The following is a 17747-nucleotide window of genomic DNA, read 5'->3' as shown; positions in this document are numbered from 1 at the left end:
TCTACTTTGCCTGCTTGCTACGCGGTGGCTGATTGCCGCCGCTCTCGCTCGCTTTCGCGCCGCTCGCCTCGCCGGCGATCCTGACCGCCGTGCCCTCTCGGAGCCGGTCGGTACCGTCGATCACGACCTGCTCGCCGGGCTCCAAACCGGACAAGATGGCGGTATGGGAATCATTGCCGGGGCCCACCTTGATGGGCCGCACGGTCACGGTGTTGTCGCTCTTCACCACATAGGCATACGTGCCGGGCGCGCCGAGCAGCACGGCAGCCGAAGGCACGATGGTCGTGTCGCGCAGCGTGTCGACGATAAGCTTCACGTTGACGAACTGATTGGGAAAGAGCTGCTCGTCCTCGTTTGCGAACATGGCGCGAAGCTTCACCGTGCCCGTCGTGGTGTCGATCTGATTGTCCACGGTATCGAGTGCGCCGGTCGCGAGCTTTTTGCTGCCATCACGGCTGTAGACTTCGACGGTCAGCTTCTCGCCGCTGCGAAGCTTGGGCAGGAACTGGGGGATCGTGTCCTGCGGAAGGGAGAAGATGACCGAAATCGGTTCCGTCTGTGTCACGACGACCAAGCCCCCCTGGTCGCTCGGCTGGACGTAGTTCCCGATATCGACAAGCCGCAAGCCGACGCGACCGGTGATCGGCGAGACAATGCGGGCGTAGTCGAGATTGATCTTCGCCATTGCCACGGCGGCTTCGTCGGCGCGCACCGTCCCTTCGTTCTGTTTGACGAGCGCGCGCTGCGTGTCGACCTGCTGGCGTGCGATCGAGTCCTGCTTCATGAGCCCTTCATAGCGCGTGAGATCGACCCGCGACGCTTCGAGCTGGGCCTGATCGCGGGCGAGCTGGCCTTGGGCCTGATTGAGGGCGGTCTGATAGGGACTGGGATCGATCTGGATCAGGAAATCGCCCGCCTTGACCATCTGGCCTTCCTTGAAGGCAATCTCGGTGATCTTGCCGCTGATCTGGGTCTTGACGGTCGTCGTGGCGAGTGAGGTCACGGTGCCGAGGGCATTGAGGTAGACCGGCATGTCGCCCCGGGTCACGAGGCCCGTTCGAACGGTGATTGCAGGACCTGCCGCGCTGGATGGCCGGCTCTGCTGCTGGGGAGAAAGCGTCCAGTAGCGCCAGGCGCCAATGGCGAGCAGCACGACGAGTAGGCCGATCAAATAGCGGGGCCAGGCAGCGCGCTTCACAGGAGCAGGAGGCGGCTCCGTTGCGGGCTGCTTTCTCGGGTCGAGAAGTATTTGCTCCATCGTGGCTTCCTCGAGCACACCAGGGCGCTGCTGTCCAATTTACGCGGGACGATCAATAAACGCAGCACCCTCTTGCTCTTGAAACAGCCATGCTGGCCCGCGGCGTGAGCGCGCAAGGCCGCGCGGGCTCCCCGGGCGGGCAGCTCCGACTGGGCCCGATCAGGCCCAATGCATATGGAAGAAGCGTCCCAGGCCGGGCTGAGAGGGGCGAAGGAAGCTTAAAATTTTAATCGTGCCGGCGTGCCAGCTTCACTGCCCCGCGGCGTAGGGGAAGGCTCTGAGGCTCTGTGACACGAGCCGGACGCGCTGGCCGACGGAAAGCTCGAGCTGGGCCAGCTCCTCCCGCGTGAGCTCGACCTCCAGCTCCGGCGGGCGGCCGGAGCCGTTCAGTACCGTCTCGCCGACTAGCTCGATGCGCGCGATTGCGCCGTTCAGCAGGACCCGGTTCACGCGCGCGGCAAGCCCGGTCGTGCTCGTGCTGTCCGTCGATATCTTCAGCTCGTAGGGGCGCGCGAAGGCGATCGCCGCATCGCCGAGGGCGAGGCTGTTCGTATTCGCCGGGATGAGGTCGTCGCCGACCTTGATGCCCTGTCCTTGCACGGAGCCCGGAAGCTGGTTGACCGCACCGAGGAAACTGTAGGCGAAGGCCGTCGCCGGCCGCTCATAAACCTCGTTGGTCGCCCCTTCCTGCTCGACGCGTCCCTTGTTCATCAGCACGATGCGATCGGCAACTTCGAGCGCCTCATCCTGGTCGTGCGTAACGAAGATCGACGTGATGTGCAGTTCCTCATGAAGTCGGCGCAGCCAGCGCCGCAGCTCCTTGCGGACTTTGGCATCAAGCGCGCCGAACGGCTCGTCGAGGAGGAGCACCTTCGGCTCGACGGCGAGCGCGCGCGCCAGGGCAATGCGCTGGCGCTGGCCGCCGGAGAGCTGAGCGGGATAGCGGTCGGCGAGCCAGCCGAGCTGGACGAGGTCCAGGAGCTCGTGCACGCGCTTGCGGATGGCCGCTTCCGAGGGGCGCTCGGCGCGGCGCTTGACGCGGAGGCCGAACGCGACGTTCTCGAAGACGGTGAGGTGCCTGAACAGCGCATAGTGCTGGAAGACGAAGCCAACCTGCCGCTCGCGGACATGCCGGTGAGAAGCGTCCTGGCCGTCGAGAAGAACCCGGCCCGCATCAGGCCACTCGAGGCCCGCGATGATGCGCAGCAACGTGGTCTTGCCACAGCCCGAAGGACCGAGAAGCGCGATCAGCTCGCCGGTCGGAAAATCCAGGGAAACGTCGTCCAGGGCCGTGAAGGTCCCGAACTTCTTGCGAATGTTACGGACAGCGATGCTCAAGGGTGCTCTCCCTCTCTTCTGGAGGTCTGACGGGTCACCTGCCATTCGATGTAGGTTTTGAGCGCAAGCGTTACCAGGGCGAGCAGCGCAAGCAGCGACGCAACTGCGAAGGCGGCGGCAAACTGATATTCGTTGTAAAGAATCTCCACATGCAGAGGCATCGTGTTCGTCAGGCCGCGAATGTGGCCGGAGACAACGGACACCGCGCCGAACTCACCCATGGCGCGTGCATTGCAGAGAATGACGCCGTAAAGCAGCGCCCACTTGATGTTCGGCAGCGTGACGCGCCAGAACATCTGCCAGCCGCTCGCACCGAGCGTAAGCGCCGCCTCTTCCTCCTCCGTTCCCTGGGCCTGCATGAGCGGGATCAGCTCGCGCGCGACGAAGGGGAATGTGACGAAGATGGTCGCGAGAATGATGCCTGGAACAGCGAAGATGATCTTGATGCCGTGCTCGGAAAGCCAGGGGCCGAACCAACCCTGTGCGCCGAAGACGAGCACGTAGATGAGACCCGCAATGACCGGCGAGACCGAGAACGGCAGGTCGATGAGCGTGGTAAGGAACTGCTTGCCGCGAAATTCGAACTTCGCGATCGCCCAGGCAGCGGCGAGGCCGAAGATCAAATTGAGCGGGACGGCAACTGCCGCCGTGAGCAGCGTGAGCCGGATGGCGGAGAGCGCGTCGGGCTCGACGAGAGCTGCGACGTAGACGGCCCAGCCGCGCCGCAGGGCTTCGACGAACACGGCAATGAGCGGCAGCAGCAGGAAGGTCGCGAAGAAGAGGAGCGAGATCGTGAGGATCAGTATCCGCACGGCACCCGACTCGCGGATTGCCGGATTGGTTTCGTAGCGCGCGCGGGCACGCTGCGGTCCTGGAACGGCGAGTGCGACGCCGGCCATCAGGTGATCCTCCGGGCGCTGCGCCGCGTCCACGCCTGCAGGGCGTTGATCAGCAGCAAGAGGATGAACGAGGCGACGAGCATCACCGCGGCGACGGCCGTGGCGCCGACATAGTCGTACTGCTCGAGCTTGGTGATGATGATGAGCGGCGTGATCTCGGAGACCATCGGCAAGTTGCCGGCAATGAAGATGACGGAGCCGTATTCGCCGACAGCGCGGGCGAAGGCGAGGGCGAAGCCTGTCAGGATGGCCGGCAGCAGGGTCGGGATCACCACACGGTAGACGGTCTGCCAGCGCGTTGCGCCGAGCGAGGCCGCTGCTTCCTCGAACTCGACGTCGAGATCCTCGAGCACGGGCTGCACGGTGCGCACGACGAAGGGAAGTCCGATGAAGACGAGCGCCACGAGAACGCCGAGCGGCGTAAAGGCAACCTTGATCCCCAGTGGTTCGAGATACTGGCCGAGCCAGCCGTTCTTGGCATAGAGCGCGGTGAGCGAGATGCCGGCGACGGCCGTCGGAAGGGCAAAGGGGAGATCGACGAGCGCGTCGATCAGCTTCTTCCCCGGAAACGAGTAGCGCACGAGCGACCAGGCGAGCAGCACGCCGAACACGACATTGATGGCTGCCGCCAGAAGCGAGGCACCGAAGCTCAGCCTGTAGGTTGCGACCACCCGCGGCGTCGATACGATCGCCCAGAACTCGCTGAACGACAGCGTCGCCGTCTTGACGAACACCGCCGCCAGCGGAACGAGCACGATCAGCGAGAGATACGCGAGCGTGAAGCCGAGCGACAGGCCGAAGCCCGGCAGCACGCGCCGTGTGATCGCCGCAGCCATTACTTCTTCACCACGATCTGGTCGTAGATGGCGCCGTCGGCGAAGTGCTTCTTGTTCGCCTCGGCCCAGCCGCCGAGCTTCTCGTCGACGGAGAAAGTCTTGATGGCCGGGAAGCGTTCCGCGTATTCGGCGAGGACACTCGGATCGCGCGGGCGGAAGTTGTGCCTGGCGATGATGCGCTGGCCGTCCGTCGAGAACAGGAACTGAAGATAGGCTTCGGCGATCTTGCGCGTGCCCTTCTTATCGACGTTCTTGTCGACGACGGCGACGGGTGCCGAGCCATCGATGCTGAGCGAGGGATAGACGACATCGAACTTGTCGGCGCCGAGCTCCTTCTGGATGGAGATCGCCTCGTTCTCGAAGGTGATCAGGGCATCGCCCACGTCGCGCTGCGTGAAGGTCGTGGTGGCGCCGCGTCCGCCGCCATCCAGCACGGGCACATTGGCAAAGAGCCTGGTGACGAATGTGCGCGCCGCGTCCTCATTTCCCTCGTTGATGAGGGCATAGCCCCAGGCGGCGAGGTAGGTATAGCGGCCATTGCCGGAGGTCTTGGGGTTCGGCACGATCACTTGCAGGCCAGGGCGGACGAGATCGCTCCAGTCCTTGATCTGCTTGGGATTGCCTTTGCGTACGAGGAAGACGGTCGTCGTCGTGTAGGGCGTCGCGTCATGCGGATACTTCTTGCGCCAGTCCTTGTCGACGAGGCCGCCGCGCTCGACGAGGATGTCGATGTCGGGCGACTGGTTCATGGTGATGACGTCGGCTTCGAGGCCGCCGATCACGGACAGCGCCTGACGGCTCGACCCGCCATGGGATTGATTGACGACGACGTTCTCGCCGAGCTTGTCCTTCGCGTAGGCCACGAATGCGGGATTGACGTCCTTATAGAGCTCGCGCGCAACGTCGTAGGAGACGTTCAGAATGGCTGTCTGCGCGAGGGCAGCAACCGCCAGCAGGAAGGTGAAGGAGAGGAGGAATCCCAGCCAGGAAAGTGTGTTTTTGATGCTCATGGTACGGCTCGCAGATGGTGTGCGGTTCTTATGGGCGGAAGCATGGAAAGGGAGCGCCTTCTCCGACAACGAAGAAGAAGTGCGATCCATATGCCCCCGTCTGCTATCGACGGGGGTTCAGGTGCGCGGTCGGCCGGGGAATTACACGGCGCAATCCAAGGGCGGCCGATCAGGGCGCTTCAGCACGAGAACGTCCGGATTGCCCGAAAGCTCCGCGATCAGAGGCAAAGCTTCGGGCCATGGACCATGGCCTGATGCCACATTGATGTGGCCTCTATGACCGGCGTCCACCATCCGGCTGCCCCATCGTTCGGCCCACATCTCGGCGCGCGAGAAGCTCATCCAGGGATCATTCCGGCTGGCGACGAGCGTGCTTGGAAACGGCAGCGCGGCATCGATCCGGCGTTCATCGAGGCCGAAGTTCTGCGTATCGCACGGTGCGACGAGGAGCGCTCCGGCGATCCGCGGCGCCAGCCGGCCCGCAGCCGCCGCCGATACGAGGCATCCAAAGCTGTGTGCGATCAGGAGTACGCGACCGGACTGCAGCAGGATCGTCCTCTCGAGGACCTCGGTCCACAGGCCGAGGTCCGCCTTGTCCCAGTTGGCTTGAAGCACGCGGCGGGCCGTCGGCAGGCGATGCTCGAGCCAAGTCTGCCAGTGCTGCGCGCAGCTTCCGTGAAGACCGGGAATGATCAACGGCGTCGCCATAGGCGTGCTCCTTGCCGGACCTTTGCTCAGCGCTTGGTGTAGATCTGGTCGAAGGTCCCACCATCGCTGAAGTGCGTCTTCTGCGCCTTCTGCCAGCCGCCGAATACCTCATCGATGGTGAAGAGCTGGACCGGCGAGAGCTGAGCCTTGTACTTCTCGGCCGCCTTGGGATCACGCGGACGGTAGTAGTGCTTTCCGGCGATGTCCTGCCCTTCGGGCGAGTAGAGATACTCGAGATAGGCCTGGGCGACTTCGCGGGTCCCTTGCTTGTCGACGTTCGTGTCGACGATGGTCACCGGCGGCTCTGCCAGGATGGAGCTTACCGGAACGATGATGTCGTACTTGTCGGGCCCGAGCTCCTTGGTGGCGAGATGGGCCTCGTTCTCCCAGGAGAGGAACACGTCTCCGATCCCGCGCTCGGTAAAGGTCGTGAGTGCGCCGCGTGCCGCCGGATCGAGGACGGGCACGTTCTTGAAGAGCTTGGTCACGAACTCCTTGGCCGACGCCTCCGTGCCGCCGGGCTGCCTCAGCGCGTAGGCCCAGGCCGCGAGATAGTTCCAGCGCGCACCGCCCGATGTTTTGGGATTGGGCGTCACCACCTGCACGCCGTCCTTCACGAGGTCGCCCCAGTCCTTGATGCCCTTGGGGTTGCCCTTGCGCACAAGGAACACGATGGTCGAGGTATACGGTGAGGAGTTGTTCGGCAGGCGCTTCTGCCAATCGGCGGGAATGAGCTTTGCCCTTTCGTGGATGGCGTCGATGTCGTAGGCGAGCGCCAGGGTCACGACGTCGGCCGGGAGGCCGTCGATCACCGAGCGGCCCTGCTTGCCCGATCCGCCATGCGATTGCTTGATCGCGACGTCCTTGCCGGTCTTCGCCTTCCAATGCTTGATGAAGGCGGCATTGAAGTCCTGATAGAGCTCGCGCGTCGGATCATACGACACATTGAGCAATGTCACGGACTGCGCCCAGGCTACGCCGGCGGTGGCCGCAAGGGCGATACCGGCAGCCACGCCCGCAGAGGCGAGCGCGCGGCGCGTCAAGCGTACAGTTGTCATCTTCGAGCTCCAAAGTTTCAGATACGAAAAGGTGGCGGCGTCGGTCGTGAGCAGGCGTGCGCGATCAAGCCGGGCGACGCGGTGCCGCCTCGTGGATTTGCCTGCTGGTCAGAACACAGGTTGCTACTTCGAGCAGGAGGCCGCGCGGGGCGATCCTCGCTGCGGCGTCAGCGACAACAGCCGCTTCTACGAGCCGCAACTGCCGGTGCGCCGGGCACACAAAAGGGTTGCTTCATTCCAGAGCTCCTTCAAAGGAGTTCGCGGACAAAGCCGCGAAACCTTAGCGTTTGATGACGCGGCGCAAGTCTCTTGCCCAAATCACCGCGGTCGCATCCCACGGACAGCGACATGTCCAATCTATCGAGCACCAGACGATTTCAAACGAAGTGTTTCTGCGATGCATATGAGGAGTGGGGGCCACACCAGCAATGCCGGTGCCGGCTTTGGGCTCAAAACGACCAGTGATCGAGGCCCCCAAAATGCGTGTGCGGGCAGCTTCTAATGAAGCCGCCCGCACACCCCCCGGCTCGGCGGTGCCCGCCCGCCTTTTATACGTTCGCGCTTGGTGCTTCGGACTGATTGACCACGAGGGCCTTCAGTCCCTTGATCCAGCCGCCGAGCCTGGCGCCGAGTTTCTGCAGGTCGGGGACGGCCTTGCGCACGATCTGCGAGGGACCCATCTCGCACTTGTTCAGATAGCAGCTCGTCAGGTGCACTTTCTCGTCGACTGCGAAGTGGTTGCTAGCCGGCAGCGCGACACGGACGGCCTGGCCGCGACCACGTACCTTGTTCGGCATCTGGAATTCCGGCGGGAGGGCCTCGGTCACGGGGAGCACCTTCTCGATGCGCCCGGCAACGACCTGTCCGCGCCCTTTGACGTTGACCCTCTGTCCTTCCTCCAGATCGAAGAGATAGCCCTCAGGGATGTAGGCCAGCACGTAGCTCGCGCCCGTATAGATGCTGGCGACGCCATCCTTGCCGCCGCCGAGCACCTCGCCGACCGCGGCAACCCTGCTGCCGACGTAGCCGCTCGCCGGCGCGGTGAGAATCCCGCCGCCATAGTTGCGCTCGAGATCCTGGAAGGCACCCGAGACCTGGCCCAGTGCATCCTGATTGGATTTGATCTCATGCTCGAGCGAGCCTTGCTCGGCCTTGAGCGAGAGCAGGCGATCGGCAGCCTGGACGCGCGCCGTCATCATCTCCTGCAGAGGCTTGCTCGTGACGTTTCCATTGGCGCTCGCCTTCTGGAGCACTTCAAGGAAGGCCTCGGTCTGCGTCGCGTTCGCTTCAGCCATGGGCAGCAGCGCCTTCACGACCCCCTTGCGCGCTTCAAGTTGTGCGAGACGGCTGCTGATGCGTGCCTGCTCCGCGGCGAGATCGGCGAGGGAGCGGGACATGGCCGCCGACTCCACGACGGCGATCTTCTGGCCCGCATCGACCCAGTCACCCGGGTTGACGTAGACCGCTCTGACCCGCGCGTTCTCCCAGGGCGAGGCCACGGCGACATTGCGCCGGGTTGCGAGGCCGTCCGCATTGAGGAGCACGCTGCTCCCCGACAGTGCGTAGATCGCCGAGCCTCCGACGCCTCCGACGATGGCTGTCGTGATGAGGATCCGGCGCAGCTTGGTCCAAACGAGGCGGCTGGCTTTGAGTTCCGTGCTCATGATTTTTTCTCCCGTCCTGGCAGGCTCAAGCCGCAAGACCATGATGATGATTGTTCGTGTGCATCAGTCGTGCCGCGATGCGCTCGGAAGCATCGCCATTTCCGAATGGGTTGGCTGCGCTCAGCAATTGCGGGCGCTCGCCTGCCGTCAGCCGGCGAACACCAGAGACAATGGTGCGGTAGCTCGAGCCGACGAGCGTGCCGAATCCGGCTTCGACGACCTCGGGCCGCTCGGTGCTCTCGCGCGTGATAAGAATCTGCAAACCAAAGGTCGGCGCTTCTTCCTGCACGCCGCCCGAGTCCGTCACGACCGTCCAGGCGCGGCTCAGCAGATGGACGAAATCGGGATACTGCAGCGGGCTCACGAGCCGGACGTTTGCCACATCGCCGAGCATCTTCATGACTTCCGCGCGTACGGCGGGGTTCATGTGCACGGGAAGAACGATCAGCTTGTCGCCATCATTGGCGAGTGTGCGCAGAGCGCGCAGCACATGACGGAGCGGCGCGCCGATGTTCTCGCGGCGATGAAGTGTGGCCAGCACCAGCTTCTTGTCGGTCGGAAGTGCTGCCACATCGGGATCGATCGGCTGATAGCCAGCCTGCATGGTCGCGCGCGCGTAAAGAAGCGCGTCGACGACGGTGTTGCCGACCATGTCGATGTCGCCCGCAGCGACGCCTTCGCGGAGCAGGTTGTCGCGCGCCTGCGGCGTTGGGGGAAAATGGAGCGCGGCGGCGAGGCCGATCACGCGGCGGTTGAACTCCTCGGGCCACGGCGAGTTGATGTCGCCCGTGCGCAGGCCCGCCTCGACGTGCGCGACGGGCACGCGGTTCATGAAGCCCGCGGACGCGGCGGCTGCCGCGGTGGCCGTATCGCCCTGCACAACGATCCAGTCGTAGTGCTTCGCGCGCAGCAGCCGCTCGATCTGATGGGTCATCAGCCCGAACTTCCCGGCGAGACCGGGCTCCGCCATGATGTCCGAGCCGTTGTGCGTGACGGTGATCTTGAAGAGGTCGAGCAAGCCGGCTGCGAGCTCGATGTGCTGACCGGACCAGAAGACCTCGAGCTCCGCACCAGCCCGCTCGAGGGCTTTGCAGACGGGGCCGAGCTTGATGATCTCGGGGCGGGTTCCGAAGGCGACGAGAATACGCATGGCACTTTTCCGGGGATGGTTCAGCGGGTGGCTGTGGTGAAATCGTCAGGCAGCTCGTGCGTGGTCTTCGACCAGACGATGGGGCGGGTGGCGAGCTCCGACTCGCCGAGGTAGGTCTTCCAGGCGCGGAAGACGGCGACCATGTTGATGTAGAGCCCGGCGGGCCAGCGCACTGCGACGCCGACCCAGTCGCAGGTGCCGTACACTTGGTGGATCGCCGCGACGCGCACGACGTAGCGCATCACGAGGGCGGCGAGGTTAGCCCACATGGACGTCGCGAGGATCGTCATGCTGGTGTCGGAGAGTTCGCCGAGGTCGATCGCGCCAAAGGCCAGAAGCGTGAAGATCATGAGCGAGATCGGCGGCAGGAAATTCGTCACCATGCCCTTGCGGTCACGGATGAAGAAGTAGTGATCCCAGAGATCGCCGTGCCAGCCGAGCTTGTGCAGGGCCTCGAAGTTGATGCCGTAGACCCAGCGTGTCTTCTGCTTGATGGAGGTCGCAAGCGTCCGCGGGAAGAACTCGCGCGTCGCGACGAAGTCGAGACCTTCGTCGGCATTGGCGGAGACCGCGGCAAAGGCTGACTTGAAGCCGGCGCGCTTGGCCTCAATGCCGAGGATGTAGTCCTCGGTGACGGTGCCGGACATGAGCACCTGGCCGCGCGTCGCAAGGAAGTGCTTGATGAGCCGGCGTGTGAGGCCCGTGCCGACGCCGGCCGAGGGAATGGCGGCGCCGACGGCATCGCGGACGATCATCTCGCGCGTGTGGCGCTCGGCGAACTCGTCCATGTAGGTCGAGGCGACGATCGCGCCTTGGCCGCGATTGAGCGAGAAGACCGGCACCTGGATGAAGTCATGATCGCCGGCGTAGGCCGCATAGACCTCGAAGGTGCGCGGATCGATGATGTCCTCGCTGTCGTGAAGAATGACGAGCGCCGGGCCTTCCTCCTCGCCGCCGAAGACCTGCGCAAACATCTCGTTCAGCATCTGGCCCTTGGACGTCGGGCCAGGCAGGCGGTTCACGATCACGCGCACGCGATCGGGATACTTCGCCGCCATCTCCTCGGCGACGCGGAGCGTGCCCGTGTCGTTCGGATAGACGCCGAGATAGAGGGAGACCTGAGGCAGATGGATGCGGGCGAGATTGCCTTCGACCATCCGGCCGAGCACGTCCTCCTCATGCCAGTTGGCAATGAAGACGGCCGTCCGCGGGATCACAGTTTCGTCGGCAGGGGGGCGCGGCAGGCGAAAGCGCGCAATGCCGAGAGCCATGGCATCGATGAACGCATCGTCCAGCGAGGAGATGGTGATCAGGAGGCTGACCACGAAGAGCAGGATGATGAGGAGGTCTGACACGGGCTCGATCCGGCTGCGTGAAGGGACTGCAGCGTGGATCGCAACGCGTGTGCCGCGTGCCTTCGAGCGGCGCTGTCTGTGTCAAGCCGCCGCGGGCTTTAACCTCAACGCGTGGAAGTGCTCGACAGAATGGGCGTCCGGAAGACGCGTGGTTAATGTGCGCATCGTCCGCCGCTTCCGGCCTGGTACTGCGAGTGAAGGGCGCCGGCCGACGCGTCGGGGCAAACGTGCCAGATTGGCACGCTGCCCGCGGGCGGCGACGAGCAAAGAAGTGCGATTTGGGACAAGAGAGGCGGCTCCAGATCGCGTCCGGGCCGCCTCGCTCGAAGATTTAGATGTGGACAAGCTCGCGGCAGCCCGGCCCGGTTTTCTGGCTCGGGCTTGCGGCTCAGCTCAGTCCTTCTGCCTTCATGGCGGCCTGGACGGCGGGGCGCGCCTCGACCCTCTTCATGTAGGCTTGGAGGTTCGGATAGGGCGCGAGGTCGATCTTCGTGGGCACCGTCCAGCGCAAGACCGTGAAGCAGTAGGCATCCGGGCAGGTGAAGCTGTCGCCCATGAGGTAGGCGTTTTTGGCGAAGTGCTTGTCGAGATGGGCGAAGCGGGCGGCAAGGCGCTCCTTGGCGAGGTCCTTGGCGCCGTCCGGCATCTGCGGATTGAAAAGCGGCGAGAAGCCCTTGTGCAGCTCGCTGGAGACGAAGTTCAGCCAGGACTGCAACTTGTAGCGCTCGAGCGTTCCATTTGGCGGGGCGAGCTTCTTCTCCGGCACCTTGTCGGCAATGTACTGCACGATCGCCGGCCCTTCGGTGAGGAGCGTGCCATCGTCGAGGGCCAGCGCCGGCACGTAGCCGAGCGGATTGACGTCACGGTAGTCGCTACCGCTGGCGGTGGTTTTGGCGCGGATGTCGGTCTTGACCAGCTCGTGCGGGAGCCCGGCCTCCTCGAGCACGATGTGAGGCGATAGCGAGCATACACCGGGGGCGTAGTAGAGCTTCACAGGCAGTCTCCTGATGGTCTGTAGCATGACGAGGGAGGTTTGGTGCCGATAGAGGCACACCCATACTCCTTCATCGAGGGAACGTACTGCCCTCACCGCGAATTGATCCACTCGAGCAGGCGCATAAGCAACCCGCACCGCGGGTCACTGGACCCGGGCGTGCTTTTGTGTAGGATCACTCGAAACTTGGCCCAGGTAAATCGGGCTGCTAGCTAGGCCCATGTAGAAGCGGCATTTTCGGGGGCGACGGAGAAATGGCAACTGCAGGTGGCGAGGCGGTACGTTCGGCCACAGGACTGATGGCCGGCAAGAGGGGCCTCATCATGGGGCTGGCCAACAGCCGCTCGATCGCCTGGGGGATCTCGAAGGCCTGCGCGGCCGAGGGGGCGGAACTCGCGTTTACCTATCAAGGAGATGCGCTCAAGAAGCGCGTCGAGCCGCTGGCCGCCGAGCTCGGCTCCAAGATCGTGCTGCCCTGCGATGTGACCGACTACGCCTCCGTGGATTCGGTCTTCGAGGCGCTCAAAGCGCAGTGGGGCCGGCTCGATTTCCTCGTCCATGCCATCGCCTTCTCGGACAAGAACGAGCTCGACGGGCGCTACGTCGACACGAGCGAGCGCAACTTCGTCCAGTCCATGCTCATCTCCTGCTACTCCTTCACGGCGCTCGCGCAGCGGGCCGAGAAGCTCATGACGGACGGTGGCTCGCTGCTCACCCTGACATATTACGGCGCCGAGAAGGTCATGCCACATTATAATGTCATGGGTGTCGCCAAGGCGGCCCTCGAGGCGAGCGTGCGCTATCTTGCGGCCGATCTCGGCAAGCAGGGCATTCGCGTCAATGCGATCTCCGCCGGTCCGATCAAGACCCTGGCCGCCTCCGGCATCGCCGACTTCCGCTATATCCTGCGCTGGAACGAGTACAACTCGGCACTGCGGCGCAATGTGACCATCGAGGAAGTGGGCGGATCAGCTCTCTACCTGCTTTCGGACCTCGGCCGCGCCGTCACCGGAGAGATCCATCATGTGGACTCCGGCTACCACATCCAGGGCATGAAGAACGAGGATGCGCCCGACATCTCGGTCGTGAAGGGCGAGGGCTGATCAGAGCCCGCGGCACGCTTATGGGCAGGGCGCGATGAGCGATGGGCTTCACGAGGGCTTGCGCGTCGACGCCCGTATTCTCATTCCCGAGGCCGAGCTGAGCGAAAGCTTCATCCGTGCCTCGGGCCCCGGCGGACAGAACGTCAACAAGGTCGCGACCGCCGTCGAGCTGAGGTTCGACGTGCGCGGCAGTCCGAGCCTCGCCCCGCCCGTGCGCCGCCGTCTGGAGCGGCTCGCGGGGCGTCGCCTCACCAAGGATGGCGTCATCGTCATCCGCGCCGACCGCTTCCGTACGCAGGAAATGAACCGCTCGGAAGCACGTGAGCGCCTGGCTGAGCTCATCCGCGAGGCCGCGACGCCGCCCAAGCCGCGCATCAAGACCAAACCTACCAAGGCCTCACGCGAGCGCCGCCTCAAGTCGAAGGAGGCGCGGGGCGAGGTGAAGCGCGGGCGCCAGAAGCGCGTATCGTTCGATTGAGGGAAGTCGGGGACCACATGATGATTTCAGATCGGCGGCCAGACGAGGTGCTGATCGCGACGGACGCGGGCGCAGGCGCCGTGCCCATCTGGCTGGCGCCTCAGGACAACTGGAAGACGGCGCTCGCACATCTGTCGCCCGAGCATATGGCCTGGCTCGAGGCCAATGGCTTCGATGGTGCCGCGCGCAAGCACGTGCTCCTTCCCGGCGCGGGCGGGACGATCGAGGGCGTCGTGCTCGGCATCGGGACACCGGACGGCGCCAGTCGCGCTGTTGCCGCCGCAACGAACCTCGGCGCTCTGCCGCCCGTGCTGGCATCCGGCACCTACCGCCTCGGCGATCCGGCCGCCTGCGACCCCACCATGGCGGCCATAGCCTGGGGCCTCGGCGCCTATGCCTTCCGCCGATACAAGGCGAACGGCACGCGCAAGGGGCCGGTGCTGGTCATGCCGGAGACGGCAGATGCCAAGCACGCCATGGCAGCCGTCGAGGGCGTGTGGCTCGGCCGCGACCTCATCAATACGCCACCGAACGACATGGGGCCGGCCGAGCTCGAGCTTGCCGTGCGCGCGCTTGCTGTGCGGCACGATGGTATGGTCGAGGCCGTGATCGGCGATGATCTTCTCGAGAAGAATTTTCCGCTCATTCATGCGGTCGGCCGCGGCAGTGGGCGCGCGCCGCGCCTCATCGACCTCACCTGGGGCCGCGCCGACGCGCTGAAGATCACGCTCGTCGGCAAGGGCATCTGCTTCGACACTGGCGGTCTCGACATCAAGCCGGCGAGCGGCATGCTGCTCATGAAGAAGGACATGGGCGGCGCCGCGGCGGCGCTCGCGCTGGCGCACATGATCATGAGCGCGGGTCTCGATGTGCGCCTGCGCGTGCTGATCCCGGCGGCCGAGAACGCCATATCGGGAAGCGCCTTCCGGCCGAGCGACGTCATTCGCTCGCGCGCGGGGACGACCGTCGAGATCGGCAATACTGATGCCGAGGGCCGTCTCGTGCTCGCTGATGCGCTGGCGCTCGCCGACGAGGAGGCGCCCGATCATCTCTTCACGTTCGCGACGTTGACGGGCGCGGCGCGTGTCGCCCTCGGCCCTGATCTGCCGCCCTACTTCTGCGATGACGAAGGTCATGCGAGCGTGATCGCTGCTGCGGGATCTGCGGTCGCCGATCCGGTCTGGCGCCTGCCGCTCACGACGCCCTACGAGACCTGGCTCGACAGCAATGTCGCCGATATGAACAACGTCGCCGAGGGTGGATTTGCGGGCGCGGTCGTCGCGGCGATCTTCCTCAAGCGCTTCGTGAAGAAGGCGGGCACGTTCGCGCATTTCGACATCTACGGCTGGCGCCCCGCGCAGCGCGTGCTCGGCCCCAAGGGCGGCGAGCCGCAGGCGGCGCGCGCCGTCTTCGAGGTTGTTCGCCGCATGGTCGGGAGTTGAGAGCACGCGCATGGGCCAGGGCCTGCTCGATCCGCGCCGCAATGCCTTTCGCGAGGATCTGGCCGACGCGCGCCTTGCTGGCCGCGTCACATCGAGCAACTTCGTCGACGGCTGGCCCGGGCAGGTGCGTGTCGCGATCGCGCCGGTTTTCGGCGCGCCGGATGCCAGCGAGGCGCTGACGACGCAGCTCATCTTCGGCGAGCGCGTGCGCGTCTTCGAGGAGCGTGAGGGCTGGGCCTGGCTGCAAGGCGAAGGCGACGGCTATGTCGGCTATGCGCCGGCGGCCGCGATCGGGCGTGAGCTCAACGTGCCGACACATCGCATAGCGGCTCTCGCGGCGCCGGCGCTCGCGCGGCCGGAGCTGAAATCACCGCCGCTCGTCGATCTCCCCATGGGGGCGTGCCTCAAAGTGGAGCGCGAGGAGAACGGTTTTGCCGCCCTCGCCATCGGGGCGTTCGTGCCCGTGCAGCATCTCGTGCCGATCGACACGCGCGCTGCGGATTTCGTCGCCGTCGCCGAGCAGTTCCTCGGTGCGCCTTATCTCTGGGGCGGGCGTACGCGCGCTGGGATCGATTGCTCGGGGCTCGTGCAGGTTGCCATGCAGGCGACGGGCGTTGCGGCGCCGCGCGATAGCGACATGCTGCTGGCTGAGATAGGAAGTGCAATCGTGGTCGACACCGATGCGCTGCGGCGCGGCGATCTCGTCTTCTGGCGCGGCCACGTGGGCATCATGATCGACGCTGCGCACATGCTGCACGCGAATGCCCATCACATGCGTGTCGTCGTCGAGCCGCTCGCCGAGGCCGTCGCGCGCATTCGTGCGACAGGCAGCGAGATCATCGGTGTGCGTCGACCCAATTCCCCTCTCCCCGCCCTTGCGGGGAGAGGGTTAGGGTGAGGGGTAGCGGCAAACGCTAACGTCGCGCAAGTCCCCGCCCCTCACCCCAACCCTCTCCCCATTGAAGACAATGGGGAGAGGGGGATTATCGAGCGCACCGACCCTCCGCTACCGCCGATACGGTAGGTACCAGCGGTCGTTGCGGAGCATCGCGCCGGGCTTGATACCGGAGACGAGCCAGCGGTCCGCCTTCCACGACGGTCCATCTGCGAGACGCACCTCGGTCTCGATGGAGAGCACGAGGCCGGATACCGCGCTCGACTTGGTGCGCGTCAGCACGCGCCCGGCCGCGATTGCCTCCGCCATGGCCGGCAGGCGGTCGAGCTCATCGCTCGAGCGGCCTTCATAGCTCTCCGGGCCGATGGCGAGATCGCAGATCTGGCGCTGGTGCAAAATGACCTCGAACGGACACGCACCGGCAGCAAAGGGCGACACCGCAAGCCGCCAGAAGGTCGCCGCCGCCTCTTCCTCGATGCGCGCGCAATCCGCGAGCGCGCGCTGCCACTGCTGGAGCGCGGCGATCGTGCGGTCGCGCTTTGCGCGAAAGGCATCATCGGGCAGCATATGCCCCGCCCCCTCCATGCCGCTCAGCCCGGATTGACGGCGGCGCGTGCTGCCGCTTTGCGCGCGATCTCGATGCGGTACGGGCTCGCCGGATACGTGCCGAGAATACGTAGCTCCGTCGAGAAGAACGAAAGCTCCTCGAGTGCGAGACGCACGGGGCGATCGGTCGGGTGCCCCTCGATGTCGGCGTAGAACATGGTCGCCACGAACTCGCCGTTCACCTGGTAGGACTCGAGCTTGGTCATGTTCACGCCGTTCGTGGCAAACCCCCCCATGGCCTTGTAGAGCGCCGCCGGCACGTTGCGGACATTGAAGATGAAAGTCGTCATCACCAGGCCATTGCCGGGCTCCGCGTCCTCCGGCTCGTTCGAGAGGATCACGAAGCGCGTCGTGTTGTGCTTCTCGTCCTCGACGTCCTCGGCAAGGATATCAAGACCGTAGATTTCGGCGGCAATGCGGGGGGCGAGTGCGGCGCGTGACCGCTCGCCCCATTCCGCGACCTGACGGGCGGCACCGGCCGTATCGCCGGCAATATGCGCCTTGAGGCCATGCTCGCGAATGATCCGGCGGCACTGCCCGAGGGCGTGCACGTGGCTGTAGACGTCCGTGATGTCGCTGAGCTTTGTGCCCTTGAGGCCCATGAGCTGGAAGCGGATCGGCAGGAAGTGCTCGCCGACAATATAGAGCCCCGACTGCGGCAGCAGGTGGTGGATGTCCGCGACGCGCCCCGCGAGCGAGTTCTCGATCGGGATCATGGCGTAGCGGGCTTCACCCGACTTCACGGCGCCGATCGCGTCCTCGAACGTCGGGCAGGGCAGCGGCTCCTGACCCGGGAATACTTCGTTGCAGGCTAGATGCGAGTTGGCGCCGGGCTCGCCCTGATAGGAGATCCGTTGGAGCGGGGCGGCATCAGATGGGGCCGACCGCCGGGCCGTCGTGCCCGCCGGGGTGGAGGACTTCTTGGGCGACATGATGTGAGCCAGACTGGGAAT

Annotated in this window: 17 protein-coding genes; 4 read left to right on the top strand and 13 right to left on the bottom strand. The window is 65.1% G+C overall.

From position 1 onward, the window contains the following. Position 1 precedes the first annotated feature (1 nt). The 11 genes from CS1BSM3_RS22395 to gstA form a co-directional block, all read right to left on the bottom strand. On the bottom strand, positions 2-1258 hold the full coding sequence (locus tag CS1BSM3_RS22395; RefSeq protein ID WP_072394332.1) for an MdtA/MuxA family multidrug efflux RND transporter periplasmic adaptor subunit: 1257 nt from the start codon (positions 1256-1258) through the stop codon (positions 2-4). A 249-nt stretch (positions 1259-1507) separates the two neighbouring features. Further along, the gene (locus CS1BSM3_RS22390) at positions 1508-2596 is read right to left on the bottom strand and encodes a sulfate/molybdate ABC transporter ATP-binding protein (RefSeq protein ID WP_072391140.1); all 1089 of its coding nucleotides are present in this window, start codon (positions 2594-2596) and stop codon (positions 1508-1510) included. Further along, positions 2593-3495: a sulfate ABC transporter permease subunit CysW gene (gene cysW / locus CS1BSM3_RS22385; protein WP_072391137.1), complete on the bottom strand. Its 903-nt coding sequence runs from the start codon at positions 3493-3495 to the stop codon at positions 2593-2595. The genes CS1BSM3_RS22390 and cysW overlap by 4 nt, the downstream gene beginning before the upstream one ends. Then, complete coding sequence (gene cysT, locus CS1BSM3_RS22380) at positions 3495-4331, bottom strand: sulfate ABC transporter permease subunit CysT (RefSeq protein WP_072391134.1); 837 nt, start codon at positions 4329-4331, stop codon at positions 3495-3497. Before cysT ends, cysW begins: the two co-directional genes overlap by 1 nt. Then, positions 4331-5341 (bottom strand): sulfate ABC transporter substrate-binding protein, encoded by a 1011-nt coding sequence (locus CS1BSM3_RS22375; protein ID WP_072391131.1) that lies wholly within the window; start codon positions 5339-5341, stop codon positions 4331-4333. The genes cysT and CS1BSM3_RS22375 overlap by 1 nt, the downstream gene beginning before the upstream one ends. Positions 5342-5482: 141 nt before the next feature. Continuing rightward, entirely contained in the window at positions 5483-6049 is a 567-nt protein-coding gene (locus tag CS1BSM3_RS22370; RefSeq protein ID WP_072391128.1) for an RBBP9/YdeN family alpha/beta hydrolase, read from the bottom strand. A gap of 26 nt (positions 6050-6075) precedes the next feature. Next, a complete protein-coding gene (locus CS1BSM3_RS22365; protein ID WP_072391125.1) occupies positions 6076-7107 on the bottom strand; it encodes a sulfate ABC transporter substrate-binding protein in 1032 nt (343 codons plus the stop codon). 548 nt (positions 7108-7655) lie between these two features. After that, positions 7656-8771 (bottom strand): HlyD family secretion protein, encoded by a 1116-nt coding sequence (locus CS1BSM3_RS22360; RefSeq protein WP_072391122.1) that lies wholly within the window; start codon positions 8769-8771, stop codon positions 7656-7658. A 25-nt stretch (positions 8772-8796) separates the two neighbouring features. Beyond that, a complete protein-coding gene (gene wecB, locus CS1BSM3_RS22355) occupies positions 8797-9921 on the bottom strand; it encodes a non-hydrolyzing UDP-N-acetylglucosamine 2-epimerase (RefSeq protein WP_072391119.1) in 1125 nt (374 codons plus the stop codon). A 20-nt stretch (positions 9922-9941) separates the two neighbouring features. Beyond that, entirely contained in the window at positions 9942-11276 is a 1335-nt protein-coding gene (locus CS1BSM3_RS22350) for a glycosyl transferase family protein (RefSeq protein WP_072391116.1), read from the bottom strand. Positions 11277-11664: 388 nt separating this feature from the next. Continuing rightward, positions 11665-12270 carry a glutathione transferase GstA gene (gene gstA, locus CS1BSM3_RS22345; RefSeq protein WP_072391113.1) on the bottom strand — a complete coding sequence of 202 codons (606 nt, stop codon included), beginning with the start codon at positions 12268-12270 and terminating at the stop codon, positions 11665-11667. Between the two features lie 254 nt (positions 12271-12524). Here gstA and fabI point away from each other — a divergent pair, with 254 nt between their 5' ends. The 4 genes from fabI to CS1BSM3_RS22325 are packed head-to-tail and all read left to right on the top strand — an operon-like array spanning position 12525 to position 16191. Beyond that, on the top strand, positions 12525-13373 hold the full coding sequence (fabI, locus tag CS1BSM3_RS22340) for an enoyl-ACP reductase FabI (protein ID WP_072391110.1): 849 nt from the start codon (positions 12525-12527) through the stop codon (positions 13371-13373). A 34-nt stretch (positions 13374-13407) separates the two neighbouring features. Then, positions 13408-13851, top strand: coding sequence for an alternative ribosome rescue aminoacyl-tRNA hydrolase ArfB (arfB, locus tag CS1BSM3_RS22335; RefSeq protein ID WP_174263752.1), 444 nt, complete (start codon positions 13408-13410; stop codon positions 13849-13851). Between the two features lie 17 nt (positions 13852-13868). After that, entirely contained in the window at positions 13869-15293 is a 1425-nt protein-coding gene (locus CS1BSM3_RS22330) for a leucyl aminopeptidase family protein (RefSeq protein ID WP_348532914.1), read from the top strand. 10 nt (positions 15294-15303) lie between these two features. Then, a complete protein-coding gene (locus CS1BSM3_RS22325) occupies positions 15304-16191 on the top strand; it encodes a C40 family peptidase (RefSeq protein WP_072391108.1) in 888 nt (295 codons plus the stop codon). 108 nt (positions 16192-16299) lie between these two features. Here the strand turns inward: CS1BSM3_RS22325 and CS1BSM3_RS22320 are convergent, their stop codons facing one another. Together CS1BSM3_RS22320 and CS1BSM3_RS22315 are read right to left on the bottom strand one after the other, a co-directional pair. Continuing rightward, positions 16300-16755 (bottom strand): hypothetical protein, encoded by a 456-nt coding sequence (locus CS1BSM3_RS22320; protein ID WP_072391105.1) that lies wholly within the window; start codon positions 16753-16755, stop codon positions 16300-16302. 23 nt (positions 16756-16778) lie between these two features. Next, positions 16779-17726: a prephenate dehydratase gene (locus CS1BSM3_RS22315; protein WP_083528815.1), complete on the bottom strand. Its 948-nt coding sequence runs from the start codon at positions 17724-17726 to the stop codon at positions 16779-16781. Positions 17727-17747 lie beyond the last annotated feature (21 nt).

The organism is Hyphomicrobium sp. CS1BSMeth3 (genome assembly GCF_900117415.1).
Lineage (GTDB): Bacteria > Pseudomonadota > Alphaproteobacteria > Rhizobiales > Hyphomicrobiaceae.
The sequence above is the reverse complement of the archived record's forward strand: the minus strand, read 5'-3'. Positions and strand labels throughout refer to the sequence as shown.

What these genes read in the sequence shown, in the direction of transcription:
- CS1BSM3_RS22395 (WP_072394332.1), bottom strand. Translation starts at nt 1,258, where the DNA reads ATGGAGCAAATACTTCTCGACCCGAGAAAGCAGCCCGCAACGGAGCCG.
- cysW (WP_072391137.1), bottom strand. Translation starts at nt 3,495, where the DNA reads ATGGCCGGCGTCGCACTCGCCGTTCCAGGACCGCAGCGTGCCCGCGCG.
- cysT (WP_072391134.1), bottom strand. Translation starts at nt 4,331, where the DNA reads ATGGCTGCGGCGATCACACGGCGCGTGCTGCCGGGCTTCGGCCTGTCG.
- CS1BSM3_RS22375 (WP_072391131.1), bottom strand. Translation starts at nt 5,341, where the DNA reads ATGAGCATCAAAAACACACTTTCCTGGCTGGGATTCCTCCTCTCCTTC.
- CS1BSM3_RS22370 (WP_072391128.1), bottom strand. Translation starts at nt 6,049, where the DNA reads ATGGCGACGCCGTTGATCATTCCCGGTCTTCACGGAAGCTGCGCGCAG.
- CS1BSM3_RS22365 (WP_072391125.1), bottom strand. Translation starts at nt 7,107, where the DNA reads ATGACAACTGTACGCTTGACGCGCCGCGCGCTCGCCTCTGCGGGCGTG.
- CS1BSM3_RS22360 (WP_072391122.1), bottom strand. Translation starts at nt 8,771, where the DNA reads ATGAGCACGGAACTCAAAGCCAGCCGCCTCGTTTGGACCAAGCTGCGC.
- wecB (WP_072391119.1), bottom strand. Translation starts at nt 9,921, where the DNA reads ATGCGTATTCTCGTCGCCTTCGGAACCCGCCCCGAGATCATCAAGCTC.
- fabI (WP_072391110.1), top strand. Translation starts at nt 12,525, where the DNA reads ATGGCAACTGCAGGTGGCGAGGCGGTACGTTCGGCCACAGGACTGATG.
- arfB (WP_174263752.1), top strand. Translation starts at nt 13,408, where the DNA reads ATGAGCGATGGGCTTCACGAGGGCTTGCGCGTCGACGCCCGTATTCTC.
- CS1BSM3_RS22330 (WP_348532914.1), top strand. Translation starts at nt 13,869, where the DNA reads ATGATGATTTCAGATCGGCGGCCAGACGAGGTGCTGATCGCGACGGAC.
- CS1BSM3_RS22325 (WP_072391108.1), top strand. Translation starts at nt 15,304, where the DNA reads ATGGGCCAGGGCCTGCTCGATCCGCGCCGCAATGCCTTTCGCGAGGAT.
- CS1BSM3_RS22320 (WP_072391105.1), bottom strand. Translation starts at nt 16,755, where the DNA reads ATGCTGCCCGATGATGCCTTTCGCGCAAAGCGCGACCGCACGATCGCC.
- CS1BSM3_RS22315 (WP_083528815.1), bottom strand. Translation starts at nt 17,726, where the DNA reads ATGTCGCCCAAGAAGTCCTCCACCCCGGCGGGCACGACGGCCCGGCGG.